Raw genomic sequence first — 17,216 nt, 5'->3', positions numbered from 1 at the left:
CGTCTACCCCATTTTGCAAATAATTTGTTGAATTCTTCTTTTTGGCTTTTGCAACACTTTAGTATTCAAGTGAATAGGATCATCAATGCAGGATCAATTTTACGGATCTAACTTTTCGCAGCCGCTGAGATGCTGCTACACTCAAAATGCAATCTATAAAAAATTTTAAGCTCCATGATCACAATTGAATCAAAACTCCCTGCGCAAGGCGTGACTATTTTTAGCGTCATGAGTGCAATGGCTCAGCGTCTAAATGCACTGAATTTATCTCAAGGTTTTCCTGATTTTCCAGCACCTCCAGCGCTGTTAAATGCGCTAAGTGATGCAACGCAACAGGGTTTTAACCAATATGCGCCCGGCGATGGACTGATGCATTTGCGTGAGCAATTGGTCCAACTGTTTGCCCAACGCGACCAATTAAATATTGACCCTCACACCGAAGTGACCATTACCCCGGGTGCAACCATTGGTATTTTTAGTGCCATTCAAGCCGTGGTTCATGCGGATGATGAAGTGATTATTTTTGATCCGAGCTATGACAGTTATGCGCCCAGTGTAAAATTGGTTGGGGCTCATCCCATTCACATTGCCTTAGAGACGCCACATTTTACTGTGGATTGGAATCGTGTTGCCGCTGTGATTAACGATAAAACCCGGATGATTATTGTCAATACACCGCATAATCCAACAGGTGCTGTTTGGGGGCGTGAGGACTGGCTCAACTTGATCGAACTGATTCGAGATAAAAATATTATTGTGCTATCGGATGAGGTCTATGAGCATTTAATTTTTGATGGTCGTCAGCATCTATCTGCTTTGTCATTTCCTGAGCTGCGTGAACGCAGTTTTGTCGTGGGCTCATTTGGTAAAACCTTTCACGTCACAGGTTGGAAAACCGGTTATTGCATTGCAGCGCCAGCCTTGATGCAAGTGTTTCGCCAAATCTATCAATTTGCAAATTTCTGCGGTGTTACGCCCGTACAAATGGCATTGGCTAACTTTATGGCAGAACATCCTGAGCACATTGCTGAATTGGCCGATTTTTACCAAGCCAAGCGTGACCGTTTCAATGCGGGCTTAAGCCACTCTAGATTTGAGTTGATTCCATCGGCAGGTACCTATTTCCAAAACCTTGATTACAGTGCCATACGCCCAGATTTAAGCGATGTGGAAATGTGTCAGTTGTTGGCAGAACAACATAAAATCGTGGCGATTCCTGTCTCGGCATTCTATCAAAAACCGCCGGAAAATTTACGATTATTACGTTTCTGTTTTGCCAAACAAGATGCCACCTTAGATCGAGCTGCAGAGATTCTCTCCGCGGTTTAAAGCCGTATCTGCCCAAACGTTTTTTTAAAACAGACATGTAGAAATAATGAAGCCTTGGTTACTCAAAAACTAAGGCTTTTTTGAATGCCAACATGATAGTGTTATCAGTAACTTAAAATCATAAAAAGCCGCGTCTAGGACCTGAGCATGTCAAAACAACAGTCCCTCGTTACTCAGCAAAATTTATGGAAAACGTTTTTAGTTTTTCTGGTGCCTTTGATCGCCACCAATATTTTGCAGAATTTATCTGGGACCATTAACACCGTTTTTGTCGGTCAGATGCTTGGGGTGCATGCCATTGCAGCGGTTGCGGTATTTTTCCCGATCTTGTTCTGTTTAATGGCTTTTGTGATTGGACTCTCGGCAGGTGCAACCGTGTTGATAGGGCAAGCTTGGGGCGCGCAGAATCTTGAAAAAGTTCGTACTGTGGTGGGTTCCACTCTGTTTATGACCTTGATTGGTGGCAGCATCATTGCCTTTTTAGGGGTGATATTTGCCAAGCCCATTTTATTGGCCTTAGGCACAGCCCCAGACGTGATGCATTTATCTTTGCCTTATGTGCAATGGATGCTTGCCGGTAGCCCACTGCTCTTTATTTATATTATTTATACCTCGATTTTGCGTGGGGTCGGTGACAGTACAACACCGCTGATTGCATCGGGTATGACCATTGGTTCAGGGCTGATCATTACACCAGTACTAATTGCAGGAAAATTTGGATTTCCAAGTTTAGGTATTATTGCCCCTGCCATTGCCAGTCATATCGGCTTTTTAATTGCCTTGGTGTTTTTATATTTCTATTTAAAAAGGAAAGATCACCCGCTCAAACTCGACTTCGAGTTGATTCGTCATATTCGCCATCAACATGATCTCAGCAAAATTATCTTAAGACTGGGGATTCCAACGGGTATTCAGATGGTCACGACCTCTGTGGCTGGTCTCGTGATTGTCGGTTTAGTTAACCGCCATGGTGCTGATGCTACTGCTGCATATGGCGCGGTCAATCAGGTTTTGAACTATATCCAATTCCCGGCCTTGTCCATCGCGATTGCAGCTTCTATTTTTGCCGCGCAAGCCATCGGTTCGGGTCAATCTGAACTAATTAATCGCGTGAAACGTACGGCCATCGGGATGAATTTCATTATTACTGGTATTTTGGTGGCATTGGGCTATTTGTTCTCTAAATATTTAATGGCGCTGTTTATTACAGATCCTGAAGTTGTGGTTCTCGGTCAAGAATTGCTGTTCATTGTGCTTTGGTCGATTTTATTTTTTGGTGCCAGTGCGATTTTTGCTTCCATTATGCGGGCTAGTGGAACGGTGACCGTGCCGATGATTATTAATATTATGGCGATTATTTGCATTGAAGTGCCGTGTGCCTACCTATTCAGTGAATGGTGGGGCTTAAAAGGCATTTGGTATGCCTATGCTTTGGCTTTTGTCAGCTTATGTATTTTACAAGGGCTGTATTACCAACTGGTATGGAGACGAAAAGCCATCAAAGTATTGCTATAAAATTTGCTAATAGCGTTCAATGCCAATCCACAGATTTGCATTTCAATATGAAAAATCTTGTGCGGACTCATGCATATAGTTTGCCGTTAAACTGCTGTTTAATTTTCAACATTTTGTTTTATATCCTGTTGATTTATCTACACTTAAAACACAATAGATTTAAAAGTTACATATTTTCAAACAATTATGGTTTGGCATAGATTTTGTTCTTATTCCTTTTATCTTTTAAGAATAATTGGGATGAGAAATTTTTTATGTCTAAACGTCAAATAAAGCTTGGGGCTTTTATTCCAACCACCTCACAGCATGTCGCGGGTTGGCGTCACCCCGAATCGCGCCCACAAGATCATCTCAATATTGATTATGCAATTGAACTGGCAAAAACCGCAGAGCGTGGTCTATTCGATGCCTACTTTCTTGCCGATGGTCTGTCTGTCCGTTGGAGTTCTGCTGTCGAAGGTGAAAAAGGTTTGGGCGATAAAGGCGTCGGCTTTGAACCTGTCACATTGTTTGCTGCCCTTTCGGCAGTGACGCAAAATATTGGCTTTATTGCCACAGCATCCACGACTTATGAAGACCCTTATATTTTGGCGCGTAAATTTGCCTCTTTAGATCATATTTCTAAAGGTCGTGCTGCGTGGAATGTGGTAACGACAGCCTCTGCCGATGCCGCAAAAAACTTTAACATTCAGCAGCACCCTGAACCCAAAGAGCGTTATGAACGTGCCGATGAATTTATTGAGGTGACTCAAAAACTTTGAGACTCATGGGAGGATGATACCTTCCATTACAACAAAGAAACCGGGCAATTTTTTGATGCCCGCAAACAACATCAGCCCAATCATCAAGGTCAATATTATCAAGTACTGGGTGCACTCAACGTCTCTCGCCCACCGCAAGGCTATCCGGTGATTGTTCAAGCAGGACAATCTGAAGATGGTCGTGAACTGGCCAGTAAATATGCCGAAGTGATCTTTACTGCACAACAGAATTTAGCAGATGCGCAAGCCTTTTATCGTGATGTCAAAAACCGCTTAGTGAAATATGGCCGCCATGCAGATGACCTGAAAATTATGCCGGGCGTTTCGATTTTTGTTGCCAAGACAACTCAAGAAGCCCAAGAAAAATATGACTTTTTAAATAGTTTAATTCACCCAGAAGTGGGTTTAAGTTTATTGTCTGCTTTGGCAGGTGGCATTAATCTGGCCAAATTTGATCTAGATGCCCCTTTCCCGAAAATAGAAGATGCAGACATTAATTTCTCCAGTCGTCAGCAGATGATGATTGATATTGCCCGGAAGCACAATTTTAGTATTCGTCAGCTCTATCAATATATCGCTTCAGCCCGTGGACATTGGACCTTGATCGGCACGCCGGAACAAGTCGTAGACCAACTGCAGGAATGGTTTGAGAATGACGCTGCCGATGGTTTTAATGTCCTACCGCCAACAACACCTGCGGGGTTAAATGACTTTGTCGATCTCATCGTTCCTGAACTGCAACGTCGCGGTCTATTCCGAACAGCCTACGAAGGCACGACTTTACGTGAAAACCTCGGTCTAAAACGCCCTGAGAATCAATATGTGCTGAAGAATCAACAGGTGCAGGCCTCTTAGTAAATTTTTACAGTGTTTTTATTAACCCATCTCTAAAATGCCTCTTCCGAGGCATTTTTTCTATCTGAGTTAGGCCATCTGCATAAAATCCCTTAATTTTATTATGTGTTTATATATAAACAGATAAGTTCTGCAAGATTTTGGATGATGCATCCACAACAAGCGATTAATTTCTCTGTTGATTTTAAAACAGTAAAAACTTCACAATAAAATAATATCTTGTTTTATAACAATATTTTTATTGGCATAAACATTGTAATACTCCTAGTGAACAATAACATTTACAGAGTTTATTTATGTCAAAACGTCAAATTCGCTTAGGGGCATTCGTACCAGGGACTTCGCAACATGTGGCAGGTTGGCGCCATCCTCAGGCTCGCCCACAGGATAGTCACAATTTAAAATACTTTATTGAACTGGCAAAGACCGCAGAGCGTGGCTTATTTGATGCCTATTTCCTTGCGGATGTTCCCGTCACCGTCGATCCTGATACAACACCTGATTTGGGTCTCAATGGCACCTTCTCTGCCGGGCTCGAACCGGTATCCCTATTTTCTGCACTTGCAGCGGTAACCGAACATATAGGCTTTATTGCCACAGCGTCGACCACCTATGAAGCACCTTATAATTTGGCGCGAAAATTTGCCTCTTTAGATCATCTGTCTGAAGGTCGGGCGGCATGGAATGTGGTGACCACTTCTGGCAGTGTGGTTTCAAAAAACTATGGCATCAATGATGCGCTGCTCCCCAAAGAACGCTATGAACGTGCGGATGAGTTTATTGAAGTGGCACAAAAGCTTTGGGACTCTTGGGAAGATGATGCCTTTGAATACAATAAACAGACTGGGCAATTTTTTACGGGCGATAAACTGCATCCACCTCGCTTTAAGGGTAAACATCTTGCGGTACATGGTGCATTAAATATTGCTCGTCCACCACAGGGCTATCCCGTGATTGTACAAGCGGGACAGTCTGAAGATGGTCGTGAACTGGCCGCCAAATATGCCGAAGTCATTTTCACCGCACAGCAAAAATTAGAAGATGCCCAAGCCTTTTATCGTGATGTGAAGTCGCGTCTTATCAAATATGGTCGCCATGCCGATGACTTAAAAATCATGCCGGGTGTATCGATCTTTGTTGCACAAACTGAAGCCGAAGCTCGGGCAAAATACGATGAATTAAATGCATATATTCATCCGACTTTGGGACTGAACTTACTCAAACAATTGGGTGGTTTTACTGAAGACCTGTCGCAATTTGACCTCGACCAAACGCTACCAGAACATTTAACACAGGCGCAAAATGGCGCAAGCCGTCAACAACTGATTTTAGAGATTGCGCGTAAAAATAATTTTACCATTCGACAACTTTACCAATGGGTTGCAAGCGCACGTGGGCACTGGACGCTGATTGGAACACCCGAACAAATAGTCGATCAACTACAAGCTTGGTTTGAAAATGAAGCGGCGGATGGTTTCAATATTTTGCCACCAACCACACCTGCAAGCTTAGATGATTTTGTAGATTTGGTTGTCCCTGAACTGCAACGTCGTGGTCTATTCCGCACGGCTTATGAAGGCAAGACCTTACGGGAAAACTTAGGTTTAAAACGACCTGAAAACCAATATGTTTTAGAAAAAAGACATACCTCCCAAGCCTCATAAACCAACGCTTGATAAAACTTAAAAACAAATGCCCCAACTGGGGCATTTTTATGGACTGATATTGATCCAACTTAAGCGATGATCATACTGATATATCTGATAAGCCTAAAAAAGCCCTGAATTCAGGGCTTTTACATTGTCTAGGAGATGGTCAATCCAGACTTACCATGCAAATTTATAATCGGCAAATCGGTGAGATAAAGGTTCAAGCAACTGATCTTTTACTGGATCACTAAAGTCAGTCAAAATGTCATTTTTAATATTGGTCAGACGGACATCTTCGCGTTTACGCGGATGGGCTAAATGAATATCTACAATACGTTTAATTCGTCCCGGATGTGGCTGCATGACCACAACCCGATCACCCAAAAATATCGCCTCTTCGACATCATGGGTGACAATGATCATGGTGATTTTTTCACTTTGCCAGATTCGCTGCAATTCATCCTGTAAATTTTGACGTGTCAATGCATCAAGTGCACCAAAGGGTTCATCGAGTAATAAAATCTGTGGTCGATTCACCAAACTACGGGCAATCGCTACACGTTGATTCATCCCACCAGACAACTGCGAAGGATAAGCATCTTTAAATTGGGTTAATTTGACCAACTCTAAATGTTCATCAATCAATACATCTTCTTCTGCACGGCTAAACTGGCTTTTATGCAATGCAATCCGTACATTTTCCCGTACCGTCAACCATGGAAACAGGCGATGATCTTGAAACACGATACCACGTTCCAAACTCGTGCCCTGTATAGGCTGACCATCAAGCAAAATCTGGCCCTGAAACTGACGCTCTAGACCAACCAACAACCGTAATAATGTGGATTTTCCGCAGCCACTACTTCCCACAATACTAATGAACTCACCCGGCTGAATATTCAGGTTAATGTCCTTAAGTACGGTTAAGTCTTCTTGCTTTTGTGTGGGATAATGTTTCGTTAGCTGCTGAATAGAAACCGAACCAGCTTGTTCTACGCTCATATCATTATTCTCTATTTGTGCTGACAAACTTTGCTGGACTAAACCTTAAAGTTTAGCCAGTGACACTTCCGTCGATTTAATTAACACCACCACCTCTGAACCTACTTTTAAATCTAAATCCTTCACCGAACGCGTCGTGATCACGGACGTAAAAAAGCCCGCTTTGGTTTCCACATCAATTTCTGAAACCACTGGACCTTCTACGATTTCATTAATCACGCCTTTGAATTGGTTTCGCACATTTACTGAAGTAATCGCCATTTTAATTATGCCTTTTGTTATTTAGAGAGCTTTACTATAAAACAGTTCAATCACTTGCTATATCTTGATTTATCCTTTAGTTATCCCGATTTTATTTATCTTAAAATCAGATAAATAATCCACGCATGAATTTATCGGTGAAACTGATATTTAAATATCGAATTATTATTTATCTTTTATTTTTAAATCTTTCATCATGATCTGCATTTTCAACAACTATAAGAAACGATATGTCTATTTTGACCCACCCTGCAGTGCCCTCTGCACTGAAACATAAACGGGCAACAGCGACCGTCTTTGCAGACCCGTTATCGCAAGCGTTGTTGTCTCGAATTGAACAAATTGCACCAAGTGAGGCCAATGCACTCATCATTGGTGATACAGGCACAGGTAAAGAATTGGTTGCACGCCAAATCCACCAATTGAGCCATCGTGCCAAAGGTCCATTTATCGCGGTGAACTGTGGTGCCTTTACCGAATCCTTGGTCGAAAGCGAATTATTTGGACATGAAAAAGGAGCATTTACAGGGGCAATTAACAGCCGTGTCGGTTGGTTTGAGGCAGCCCATAATGGCACCTTATTTTTAGATGAAATTGGTGATCTGTCCTTGCCGATGCAAGTCAAATTACTCCGTGTTTTACAAGAAAGAGAGATCGTTCGAGTCGGCTCCCTCAAATCCATTCCGATTAATGTTCGGATCATTGCCGCAACCAATGTCGATTTGGAGCATGCCGTACAGGACGGGCGTTTCAGGGAAGATTTATTCTACCGCTTACATGTGGCGTTGCTACGTATTCCACGTCTCGCAGAGCGTCGTGGTGACATTTTGCCTTTGGTTAAACACTTCATTCAGGTCTATCAAACCAATCCACATGACACACCATTACGCCTCAGCCAACTGGCTCTCAAAAAACTCAGTTTACATAGCTGGCCGGGCAATATTCGCGAATTAGAAAATACCATTCAACATGCGATTTTAGTCAGTGAAAAAGGTGTGATTGAACCAGAAGATATTAGTTTTTCGAGTATTCAAAGTGCATCGTCGTTTTCGCGTGCAGAACCTTTTAACTTACAAAATGCCACCTCTGCTGTAGCCAACATCAAAGATATTCAAGATGCTGGACAGTTACTTGAGCAGACCTTTTTACAAATTTTTCAAGCCGCAAATCAACTTAAGCAAGACAATATTAATGAGCTGATTGAAGAAAAATTTATCCGTAGTGCATATCAACACTGTCAATACAATCAAGTGCATACGGCTCGTTTGCTTGGAGTGACACGCAACGTGATTCGTACTCGCCTGATTAAATATGGCTTATTATAAATAAGTCATATTTTTATTTTCTCCACATTAAAATAATAATCCAGAAAAAAACTTCCAATTAAATATTCATCCACATCATTCTTTATTCATTGCATTATTTTAAATATAAAAAATCAGCAATAAAAAACCTCGGTATATCCCGAGGTTTTTATTTAATTTCCATTTCGTCTAGATTATTCCACAGGGTTACGTTTCCATGCTGTAAAGTATTTTTCTAGTCCAATCAAGAAGTAGTTAAAGGATAAACCCACGAGGGTAATGACTAATATGCCCACAAACATTTGTGGAATTTCAAAGCTAAATTGCGAATAAATAATCAGATATCCCAGACCTGCTTTGGCACCAAACATTTCTACTGCAACTAAGGCCAAAATAGAAATTGCCCCTGCCAGACGGATACCGACAAAAATCGTGGGTACGGATGCAGGTAGAATCACTTTTCGGAACAATTGATAGGGTTTTAGGCCCATGGTTCGTGCCGATTTAATCAGTAAAGGATCGACCGTTTGTACGCCTGTAATGGTGTTCAATAAAATCGGCCATGTGCACGCGTAGACCAACAGACTGATTTTTGAGGTTTCACCAATGCCTAAAAATAAGATAAACAGCGGCATCAACGCCAATGCTGTGGTATTTCGAAACAATTCTAACAAGGGATTTAAGGTTTCAGCCACGAGCTTGTACCAACCAATGATGAGACCCAAAGGAATGGCGATCGCTAGGGCCAAAATGAAACCAATAATGGAACGCTTTATACTGGCCAAGAAATGGATGCCTAATTGACCGCTTTGATATAGCTGCCATGTGGTTTCCAATACTACAGATAACGGCGGTAAAAAAGCCGGATTGACCACACCACTCCGCGGCAGAATCTCCCACAGCAAGAAAAAAGCTACAATAGCAATGGTGCGTTTAAAGACCGTGTTTAACCAAGTGAATTGTAGTCTGGGTTTAATGTCATTATACGATTGCGTATAACTGATGGCTTGTTTAGTCGATGACATAAATAAATCCTCTGAATATTTTAGTTATGTGCAAGCTGTTTATGTTTTTCGAGGGCTTGCGCTTTAATCACTTCTTCACTGAGCAATGACCAAATTTTATGGCGAATTCGACCATATTCAGGCAATGAACGGACATCTTCACTGGAGCTGCGCAGGCTTTGAGGAATTTCTATCACTTCCTTAATTCGCCCCGGTCTTGAGGTCATAATCGCCACGCGCTGACTCAGATAAATTGCTTCATCAATACTGTGAGTAATAAAAACAATGGTTTTTTTCGAGCTTTTCCAGATATTGATCAGCTCGGCTTGTAAGGTTTCTCGGGTTTGCGCATCTAGGGCAGCAAAGGGCTCATCCATTAACAAAATTTCTGGTTCATAAGCCAAACTTCGGGCAATCGCAACCCGCTGTTTCATCCCACCTGAAAGCTCATTTGGATAATGCTTTTCAAAGCCACTGAGGCCCACAAGCTGCAAATAGTATTCGGCTTTTTCACGGCGTTCTTTTTTTGCTACGCCTTTGGCTTCTAGACCAAATTCGATATTTTCCAGTGCGGTTAACCATGGATAGAGCGCATATTGCTGGAACACAATGCCACGGTCTAAACCCGGTTGAGTAATCTGCTTGCCACTCAGTAAAATCTGCCCTGCCGACGGTTTGGTTAAACCCGCAATTAAGTCTAATAATGTAGATTTTCCACAGCCACTTGGCCCCACGATTGAAACAAATTCACCCGGTTGAATATCCAAAGTGACATTTTCTACAGCAACAAACTCAGGCTTATAATTTTTACTGCCGACATAGTTCTGTGCAGGAAAAACCTTACGCACGTGATCTAAATGTAATGCACTGGTCATTGTTATGTTCCTTTTGATTTTTGGTCTTGCGCATAGGGATTAAATTCATTGCTATAGATGCGACTGACCTCAATTTGATTCGGTTTTAATTTGTGTTCTTTTTCTAAGGCACTCACCCATGGGGCAAAATCCTGATCTTTTTGCACGCCACCGACTTCGTGAACACCTGTACCTGTGTAATATGGAATCAGTGCTGTATTTTCATTGCGTTGACGTTTTTCAATAATGCTTTCCATACGGGCAATGATTTGCTCTTTCGGCGTGTTGTGTAGCCATTCCTGAGCTTTGGCCACGCCACTGACAAAAGTACGAGCCAACTCAGGATGCGCTTGAATAAACTCTCCACGCATCGAAAAACTGCCTGCGGTAAAGGGCCCGTATAAATCAATATCTTTAAAGATGCTGCGTACACCACCATTTTTTAAGGCACGTTTTTCCAAAATGCCAGAGAACACTGCAATATCAATTTGCCCATTCCTTAAGGCTTGTTCTGAGCTCACCGGTGGCAACATAATCAGCTCAACTTGACGGATTTCATTATCGGTTAATCCATGGCGAGCCAAATAATCTTTCACCACAAAGTCATAATGTGCCCCATAGGCATTCACTGCGACTTTCTTGCCAATAAAGTCTCGTGGGCTACGGATAGAACTATTTTCTAGCACATAAAAACCCACGTTTTGTTCAGCATCACTGCCATAAGAAGCCACTACGGGAACGACATCTAGACCCGCAGCGATGACTTTCACCACAGCACCATTAAAGGCGCCAGCAAAATCAACATCACCGGCCACCAAAGTGAGTAAATCTTGTGGCCCACCTTGTACTGTGCCGACATAACTGAGTTTAATGTCGCCTAAATAGCCCAAGTCTTGTGCCAACTCAGGCAAAGACACCAGTCCCGGATAACTTTGATAGCGTAGTTCTTTTAAAGCCACTTGCTGAGGTTCATCCACTCGCTGCGTGCTGCAACCAACCAAGACTGTGCCACCGACCAATGCTGCAAGGAACATATTGCGCCAAAGTTGAGGAATGTTATGGATTGTCATTTTTTTCATTGTTATGTTCTCCTATCCAACCTGCTGCCAAACTAAAACTTTACGCTCAACCCAAGTCAGTACCGTATTGAGCAACACGCCCACAATTCCTATCAGCAACATGCCAAAAATAATCAGTTCGACATCAAAAGCCTGACGCCCTTGAATCACGATATTGCCCAGACCATTGCCATAGTTCGCCAATAAAAATTCAGAGCCAATGGTGGCAAGCCATGCGAAAATCAGCCCAAGTTGTAAACCAACAAAGATCTGTGCCGAAGCGCCAGGCAAAATCAATTTACGAAACGCGTATGTCTTGGGAAATTGGTAGACTTCGGCCACTTCACGATATTTATGCGAAATACTGCTCACGCCTTCAAAGGTATGTAGCGCCACGGGGTAAAACACCGACAAAGTAATAAACAGCACTTTGGCGCCATGTCCCTCACCTAAAAAAGTCGAAATGAGTGGCAACCATGCAAACAGCGAAATTTGACGCAATACATGAAAGCTCGGTGCAAATAACCAATTCGAAAGGCGTGAACTCGCGATCAAGATGCCAAATAACACACCCGCTATCGCACCTATGCCATAGCCAATAAAATTACGTGCCAAACTTTCGGCAAAGCCTGTCAAAAAGCTCGGTTGTTGGAGCACGGTCACAGCTTTTTGCAGCACGAGCCATGGACTAGGAATCAACTTCGGATCGACCCAATTTTGCTGTGAGGCCACTGCCCACAGTGCGATAAATGCCACAGGTAGAACGAGTGCTTTTGCTGCTTTAACTAAGACTTGGCGCGCTGCCCCGTGTAATGAAAGAATGCTCATGAGTTGCCTCCTACTCGGGTTGCGTGAAAGCGTGCCGTTTTTTCTAACCAAGCCAGCAAGGTATCTAAGACATAGCCCGTAATACCAATCATGATGATCGCCATGAAGATCAAGTCCATCTGCATTAGCTGACGTCCCCACACCATGAGATAACCAATTCCTTCACTACTCGCTAATAATTCGACAAAAACCAATGCCAACCACGCCTGCATAATGCCTTGACGTAAACCACTGATCACACTGGGTAGTGCAGCTGGGAAAATCACTTCTTTGAGTTTCTGCCAATTGCTGTATTGGTAAACCTCTGCCACTTCCATCAAACTATTCGGCACATGAGTAATGCCCTTATAGGTTGCAATCAACACCGGTGGTAAAACAGCCAATGAAATAGCGGCAATCTTCAAAGCCTCATCGATGCCTAAGAAAATCATCAATAATGGAATCCAGCCAACTATGGGAAATTGCGCAACAAGATTCACCGTCGGAAAGATAAAGTCCCGACTACGTTTTGCCAGTCCCAACACTGTACCAAGCAAAATCCCGACACTGGCACCAAGCAAGACACTCCATAAAATACGTTTGGCACTGATGGCAAAATGAAAACTCAATTCACCGCTTTGCCATAATTCGACTGTGCTTTGCCACACCAAACTCGGTGCAGGTAAAATTTGCTCAGGCAACCACTGTTTAAGTGTTGCCACATACCATAGACCGAACAACAAAACTGGCATCAGGAGTCCACACGCCACTTGCAAAGTTAGTTTTAAATAGGTCTTAAAAAAATCCAACGCACTTCGGTCACTTTGCAAGGGAACCGAATGTGCAGATACATCCGTAAGGCTCATAATTCTTGTCCTTTTACGCTCTGTTCTGAGACATCAGGTTTTAAAAATTGAATAAATTCCTGATCTTTGCTGATCAAAATAATCAGACCAATAAACACCAGCCCGATCGGTAAAAATAAATTTTGTAGTCCAACCTGTGCGCCAAATACGGCGCCTATCAAGCCACCCAACAGTCCACCCGAAGGTCCAACGAGGGCTAAAATTGGAGAAATCTTTGCCATCGCGGTTTGCTCACCCACTCGGGCGAAAGACATAAAATTGGCGATATGCAACATACCGAGTCCAAGTCCAAACATGACCGAAGCAGGCCACATCAACAGCGTGATTTTGGTTAAGGCTAAAATCAGTAATGCCGTTGCCATCAGGCTTAGGCCAATCAAATAAAACTTTTGATAACCCATCAGCTCAGCCAAACCGCCCATGCTAAATAGCGATCCCACAAAGACAATGCCTTGTACGGTCAGCAGCATCACTGCCATTGGCTCTGAAAGTGCAAAACTTTGGATAGCAATCACCACAATGAAAAAGCCAAAGTAGTTATTTGCCACGCTGCTCAAAAATTCCAATATGCAAACAATCCGCAGCGAGGCATGGGTTTTGATGAGTGCCAAAGGCGCCACAATATCTCGCCATTGAAAATGCGGGCGATTCGTCGCTTGTGGAGTGCTACGTTGAAAGCACCACGGAGCCAACAGCAAGGTGCCTAAAAAAAGCAAAGACACCACATAAAAACTTCCGCCATAGCCGAAATGCTCGATCAACAACACGCTCAATGCAGGCGCAATCAGGAAATATCCCATCATGTGCGAACCGCGAAACCAACCCGCACGGGCTGGACCTAAACGCTTTAAGTTGCTCAAAAAAACGGTATTGATCGAAACAAAACGCATGGGTAAGACAAAACTCACCAAGGCTGTCACCGCAAAGAGATACCATGCACCGGCTTTGAGTGGCGTTAAGCTATAGATCACAGCGCCCAACACACTGCCGATGCAGAATATTTTCAAAGACCCAAAGCGCTGTACCAACACGCCAATCGGCAATGCCATGATCAAAATGCCAAAATTTTGCGCTGCTGAAATTAACCCCAATTGCAATTCGGTGGCTTCTAAATGCACGGCATACAAGGAAATTAATACCCGTGCGACACCCACACCCAGTCCAGCCAAAATCGTGAGCAGTACAAAACTGCTCATAAATTTGGTGGTTAATGGACTGGCAATTACATTGCTTTCAATCGGACGACTCATGGCTGCGACTTACTTCGGTTGACCTTGAGCATTAAATTGGCGCCAGTAACCCTCTAACTTCAGCTCTTTCAAGGCATTATTTAGATACTTCGGCTCATACCATGTTTTGGTATCTACATCACGACGGATTAAGCGAGCGTCTTTGGCAATTTTTAAAGCACTATCAATTTGTGAACGATGGAATTCATCGAGCAGCGGTGTAGTACGGTCCTTTAAATTCCAGCCATCCCAAGTTTTTTGATAATCCACCAATGGAATGCCACTTTGTGCCCAAAGTTTATATTGCGCACTACGATTAGCTTCTTGAGAACTCCACTGCGCTTGTTTAATCAGTGTCGTCACGACACGTTGCACCACCTCTGGATATTGTTTTTCAAAGCTTTCGGTCACCCAAAAGTGTGCAATCGGTGATACTTTCGGATCTTTAATTTCTAGTAAAGTTTTTGCCACACCACGTGCTTGCAAACTAAACGGCGAAGTAATCGTGGCATCAATATCTCCCGTCGCTAACGCAGTACGTGCCGAATAGGCATCTTGCGAAATCACCCGTAAATCACGCTCTGTTAAGTTGTATTTTGCTAACACGCGGTTAAATACGATCTGACCATTGGTCCCTTTGAAGACGGAGAATTTTTTGCCTTTTAGATCTGCAAAGGATTTGGCATTAGAGCCGGCAGGCACCACCACATAAGTTGGGCCAAAACGCCCTGTCGAGAACAACACTTTGGTTTTTAATCCCGTCGAACGTCCAACCAATGAGGGCAAATCGCCATGCAATGCAAAGTCAACTTTGCCATTGGCTAAAGCTTCATTGGTTGCAGGGCCTGCTCCTGGGAAGAACAGCCAATTCACCTTAATGCCATCTTTTTTAAATTCTTGTTCGAGCACACCTCGTAAATGTGCTGTAGCTACAAAACTACCGCCCACTTTGGGTTTACCCCCCTCACCCGCGCCTGATACAGAAATACGAATTTCTTTGGGATTGGCAGCATGCAATTGAACACTTAAACCAAGTGCTGAAAGTGCCAAGAATGTAGCTGCGATTTTTTTAGAGATAATTTTCATTTTAAATGTTCCTTAATGGTTTAAATATTTGAATTAAAAGGTGTACTGAACTTGAGCTTGCAGCTCATTGGTGTCTTTTTGATTTGCCGTTTCGACATCAAACAGGTAGTGATTCAGCTGTAATTGGAATTTTGTGGTTTGCGCAAAAAACAGATTTAAGCCCAAAGAGTGAATGTCATATTCACCAATACGACCGCTCGCGGTGTCGAGATAGCTTGCGTTGTTTTTATTCGGGTTATAGCAGTCAAAACGGTAATAGCCTTGGACTGACTTTGGCCAGAAATCATCAAATTTGGCATTGGATTTAATACTGTTGTAGAACTGATCGCCCAAGGTGTAGAAAGCGGTAAAAGTATGCCCTTCCGCTTTGGCTTCTTTGATGTCTTGGGCTACGGTGTCGACATAATCGGTCTTGCCTTGCAGATATTCATAGGTCACACCAAATGGAGCGTGGTTATAATAAATATCGAAACCCAAACGATCGCGTTTTGCAGCATTATCAGTGATTCCGCCGGCTGAAATTTTCGATTCGCCTTTGATATAAGAAGCCCCAAACTTTAACTCACGGAAAATGCTGGCGTAGTCCACTGGCAATGTAAAAGCCACACGACCGATATAATCTTTGCCGTTGTTGTCATCCGCCTTATTACTGGCATTCCCATTGGTTACCCCTAAGGCATACTCAAACAGCGGCGCACGGTAGTTCGATGCAAAGTCGACAAAAGGTTTGGCATCACCACGGACGATAAATCCATTTTGACGGTTAAACAGTCCTAAAAAGGTCGAAGCTGCAGCGGTACTAATGGTCGGACGCAAATCTTCAGGAGACTGCACATCTAGACCAAAGGGCAATAACTGCTGACCGAGCGTAAAGTTGAGTTTGGCTGTTTCGGGGCCCGCATTGGTGGCAAAAGCGTTATAGCGAACAAAGGCATCTAGTAAGTTAAAGTTACTGTTATTGGTGCCATCATTGCGTTTGCCATAACCAAAGGACAATTGATAATCGAGGTTTTTGCCTTCGTTATAATCACGAAATAAATTCCCGCGCACACCAATTAGCGCAGTCCCAATATCAAATGTCGATTTGGTTGCCCCCAACACACCCGTTTCATCGAGCGCACTGGCACGTAGTTGAACCGTGCCATACAGGGTTGTGTCACGGGTCGATTTGGTGGTTTGACGTTCATATTGACGTGACTGATCGTACTTATAGTTTTCAATATCTGTACGTAAGCCGTCGATATCTTCGGATGTTGCTGTGGTTACTTCTGCAACCTGCGTTTCACCTTCAACATCAGCGGCGTTGGTCGTACCGTCTGTCGTCACAGCGGCCGTTTCGACGACTTGGCTTTTCGTCGCACCAGATTCCACTGCATTTAAGCGTTTTTGCAAACTCTCAATTTGTTGTTTTAAGCTACTCAGTTCTTGCTGAAGTGCTTCATCCGATGCAAAACTCAGCTGACTGGTTGCGGATAAAATCAGTCCGACCGCAACGGTTAATGTGGTTTTTTTCATGATTTGGTTTCACTAACATTTTTCCCAAAGCGCAAAATCCCCCAACCCCATGCAAGGTGCATGAAGTGAATGTACTGCGTGGGTTTTTTAAAAATTAATCTGAGTGGTCGTAGGTTTTATT

The 17,216-nt window shown here is 43.1% G+C and carries 14 protein-coding genes and 1 pseudogene; 5 read left to right on the top strand and 10 right to left on the bottom strand.

Features of this window, described 5'->3' with window-relative positions; genetic code table 11:
• The first annotated feature begins 174 nt into the window (after positions 1-174).
• From FTT94_RS08495 to FTT94_RS08480, 4 genes and pseudogenes are all read left to right on the top strand, one after another.
• Positions 175-1,329 (top strand): methionine aminotransferase, encoded by a 1,155-nt coding sequence (locus tag FTT94_RS08495; RefSeq protein WP_180170601.1) that lies wholly within the window; start codon positions 175-177, stop codon positions 1,327-1,329.
• 147 nt (positions 1,330-1,476) lie between these two features.
• Positions 1,477-2,844 carry an MATE family efflux transporter gene (locus tag FTT94_RS08490; protein ID WP_180170600.1) on the top strand — a complete coding sequence of 456 codons (1,368 nt, stop codon included), beginning with the start codon at positions 1,477-1,479 and terminating at the stop codon, positions 2,842-2,844.
• A 254-nt stretch (positions 2,845-3,098) separates the two neighbouring features.
• Positions 3,099-4,460, top strand: a pseudogene (locus FTT94_RS08485) (LLM class flavin-dependent oxidoreductase).
• Positions 4,461-4,756: 296 nt separating this feature from the next.
• Entirely contained in the window at positions 4,757-6,124 is a 1,368-nt protein-coding gene (locus FTT94_RS08480; protein WP_180109306.1) for an LLM class flavin-dependent oxidoreductase, read from the top strand.
• 162 nt (positions 6,125-6,286) lie between these two features.
• Here the strand turns inward: FTT94_RS08480 and FTT94_RS08475 are convergent, their stop codons facing one another.
• Entirely contained in the window at positions 6,287-7,111 is an 825-nt protein-coding gene (locus FTT94_RS08475; RefSeq protein WP_180170599.1) for an ABC transporter ATP-binding protein, read from the bottom strand.
• Positions 7,112-7,156: 45 nt separating this feature from the next.
• Positions 7,157-7,372 (bottom strand): molybdopterin-binding protein, encoded by a 216-nt coding sequence (locus tag FTT94_RS08470; RefSeq protein WP_067765474.1) that lies wholly within the window; start codon positions 7,370-7,372, stop codon positions 7,157-7,159.
• A gap of 230 nt (positions 7,373-7,602) precedes the next feature.
• Here FTT94_RS08470 and FTT94_RS08465 point away from each other — a divergent pair, with 230 nt between their 5' ends.
• Complete coding sequence (locus FTT94_RS08465) at positions 7,603-8,697, top strand: sigma-54-dependent Fis family transcriptional regulator (RefSeq protein ID WP_180124155.1); 1,095 nt, start codon at positions 7,603-7,605, stop codon at positions 8,695-8,697.
• Positions 8,698-8,870: 173 nt separating this feature from the next.
• Here FTT94_RS08465 and FTT94_RS08460 read toward each other — a convergent pair whose 3' ends face one another.
• Genes FTT94_RS08460 through FTT94_RS08425 form a run of 8 tightly spaced genes read right to left on the bottom strand, consistent with a single transcriptional unit; the run spans position 8,871 to position 17,095 of the window.
• On the bottom strand, positions 8,871-9,701 hold the full coding sequence (locus FTT94_RS08460) for an ABC transporter permease (protein ID WP_078194039.1): 831 nt from the start codon (positions 9,699-9,701) through the stop codon (positions 8,871-8,873).
• A 20-nt stretch (positions 9,702-9,721) separates the two neighbouring features.
• On the bottom strand, positions 9,722-10,555 hold the full coding sequence (locus FTT94_RS08455) for an ABC transporter ATP-binding protein (protein ID WP_180170598.1): 834 nt from the start codon (positions 10,553-10,555) through the stop codon (positions 9,722-9,724).
• A gap of 2 nt (positions 10,556-10,557) precedes the next feature.
• Complete coding sequence (locus FTT94_RS08450; protein WP_257231344.1) at positions 10,558-11,613, bottom strand: ABC transporter substrate-binding protein; 1,056 nt, start codon at positions 11,611-11,613, stop codon at positions 10,558-10,560.
• Positions 11,614-11,625: 12 nt separating this feature from the next.
• The gene (locus tag FTT94_RS08445; protein WP_180170597.1) at positions 11,626-12,420 is read right to left on the bottom strand and encodes an ABC transporter permease; all 795 of its coding nucleotides are present in this window, start codon (positions 12,418-12,420) and stop codon (positions 11,626-11,628) included.
• The gene (locus tag FTT94_RS08440; RefSeq protein WP_180170596.1) at positions 12,417-13,265 is read right to left on the bottom strand and encodes an ABC transporter permease; all 849 of its coding nucleotides are present in this window, start codon (positions 13,263-13,265) and stop codon (positions 12,417-12,419) included. Before FTT94_RS08440 ends, FTT94_RS08445 begins: the two co-directional genes overlap by 4 nt.
• Positions 13,262-14,515 (bottom strand): MFS transporter, encoded by a 1,254-nt coding sequence (locus tag FTT94_RS08435; RefSeq protein WP_180007968.1) that lies wholly within the window; start codon positions 14,513-14,515, stop codon positions 13,262-13,264. Before FTT94_RS08435 ends, FTT94_RS08440 begins: the two co-directional genes overlap by 4 nt.
• A gap of 9 nt (positions 14,516-14,524) precedes the next feature.
• On the bottom strand, positions 14,525-15,580 hold the full coding sequence (locus FTT94_RS08430; protein ID WP_180157269.1) for an ABC transporter substrate-binding protein: 1,056 nt from the start codon (positions 15,578-15,580) through the stop codon (positions 14,525-14,527).
• A 33-nt stretch (positions 15,581-15,613) separates the two neighbouring features.
• Entirely contained in the window at positions 15,614-17,095 is a 1,482-nt protein-coding gene (locus FTT94_RS08425) for a carbohydrate porin (protein WP_180170595.1), read from the bottom strand.
• Between the last annotated feature and the right edge of the window lie 121 nt (positions 17,096-17,216).

This window comes from Acinetobacter sp. YH12027 (genome assembly GCF_013420085.1).
GTDB lineage: Bacteria > Pseudomonadota > Gammaproteobacteria > Pseudomonadales > Moraxellaceae > Acinetobacter > Acinetobacter amyesii.
The sequence above is the reverse complement of the archived record's forward strand: the minus strand, read 5'-3'. Positions and strand labels throughout refer to the sequence as shown.

Coding starts and splice junctions, on each gene's coding strand:
- FTT94_RS08495 (WP_180170601.1), top strand. CDS start 175: ATGATCACAATTGAATCAAAACTCCCTGCGCAAGGCGTGACTATTTTT.
- FTT94_RS08490 (WP_180170600.1), top strand. CDS start 1,477: ATGTCAAAACAACAGTCCCTCGTTACTCAGCAAAATTTATGGAAAACG.
- FTT94_RS08480 (WP_180109306.1), top strand. CDS start 4,757: ATGTCAAAACGTCAAATTCGCTTAGGGGCATTCGTACCAGGGACTTCG.
- FTT94_RS08475 (WP_180170599.1), bottom strand. CDS start 7,111: ATGAGCGTAGAACAAGCTGGTTCGGTTTCTATTCAGCAGCTAACGAAA.
- FTT94_RS08470 (WP_067765474.1), bottom strand. CDS start 7,372: ATGGCGATTACTTCAGTAAATGTGCGAAACCAATTCAAAGGCGTGATT.
- FTT94_RS08465 (WP_180124155.1), top strand. CDS start 7,603: ATGTCTATTTTGACCCACCCTGCAGTGCCCTCTGCACTGAAACATAAA.
- FTT94_RS08460 (WP_078194039.1), bottom strand. CDS start 9,701: ATGTCATCGACTAAACAAGCCATCAGTTATACGCAATCGTATAATGAC.
- FTT94_RS08455 (WP_180170598.1), bottom strand. CDS start 10,555: ATGACCAGTGCATTACATTTAGATCACGTGCGTAAGGTTTTTCCTGCA.
- FTT94_RS08450 (WP_257231344.1), bottom strand. CDS start 11,613: ATGAAAAAAATGACAATCCATAACATTCCTCAACTTTGGCGCAATATG.
- FTT94_RS08445 (WP_180170597.1), bottom strand. CDS start 12,420: ATGAGCATTCTTTCATTACACGGGGCAGCGCGCCAAGTCTTAGTTAAA.
- FTT94_RS08440 (WP_180170596.1), bottom strand. CDS start 13,265: ATGAGCCTTACGGATGTATCTGCACATTCGGTTCCCTTGCAAAGTGAC.
- FTT94_RS08435 (WP_180007968.1), bottom strand. CDS start 14,515: ATGAGTCGTCCGATTGAAAGCAATGTAATTGCCAGTCCATTAACCACC.
- FTT94_RS08430 (WP_180157269.1), bottom strand. CDS start 15,580: ATGAAAATTATCTCTAAAAAAATCGCAGCTACATTCTTGGCACTTTCA.
- FTT94_RS08425 (WP_180170595.1), bottom strand. CDS start 17,095: ATGAAAAAAACCACATTAACCGTTGCGGTCGGACTGATTTTATCCGCA.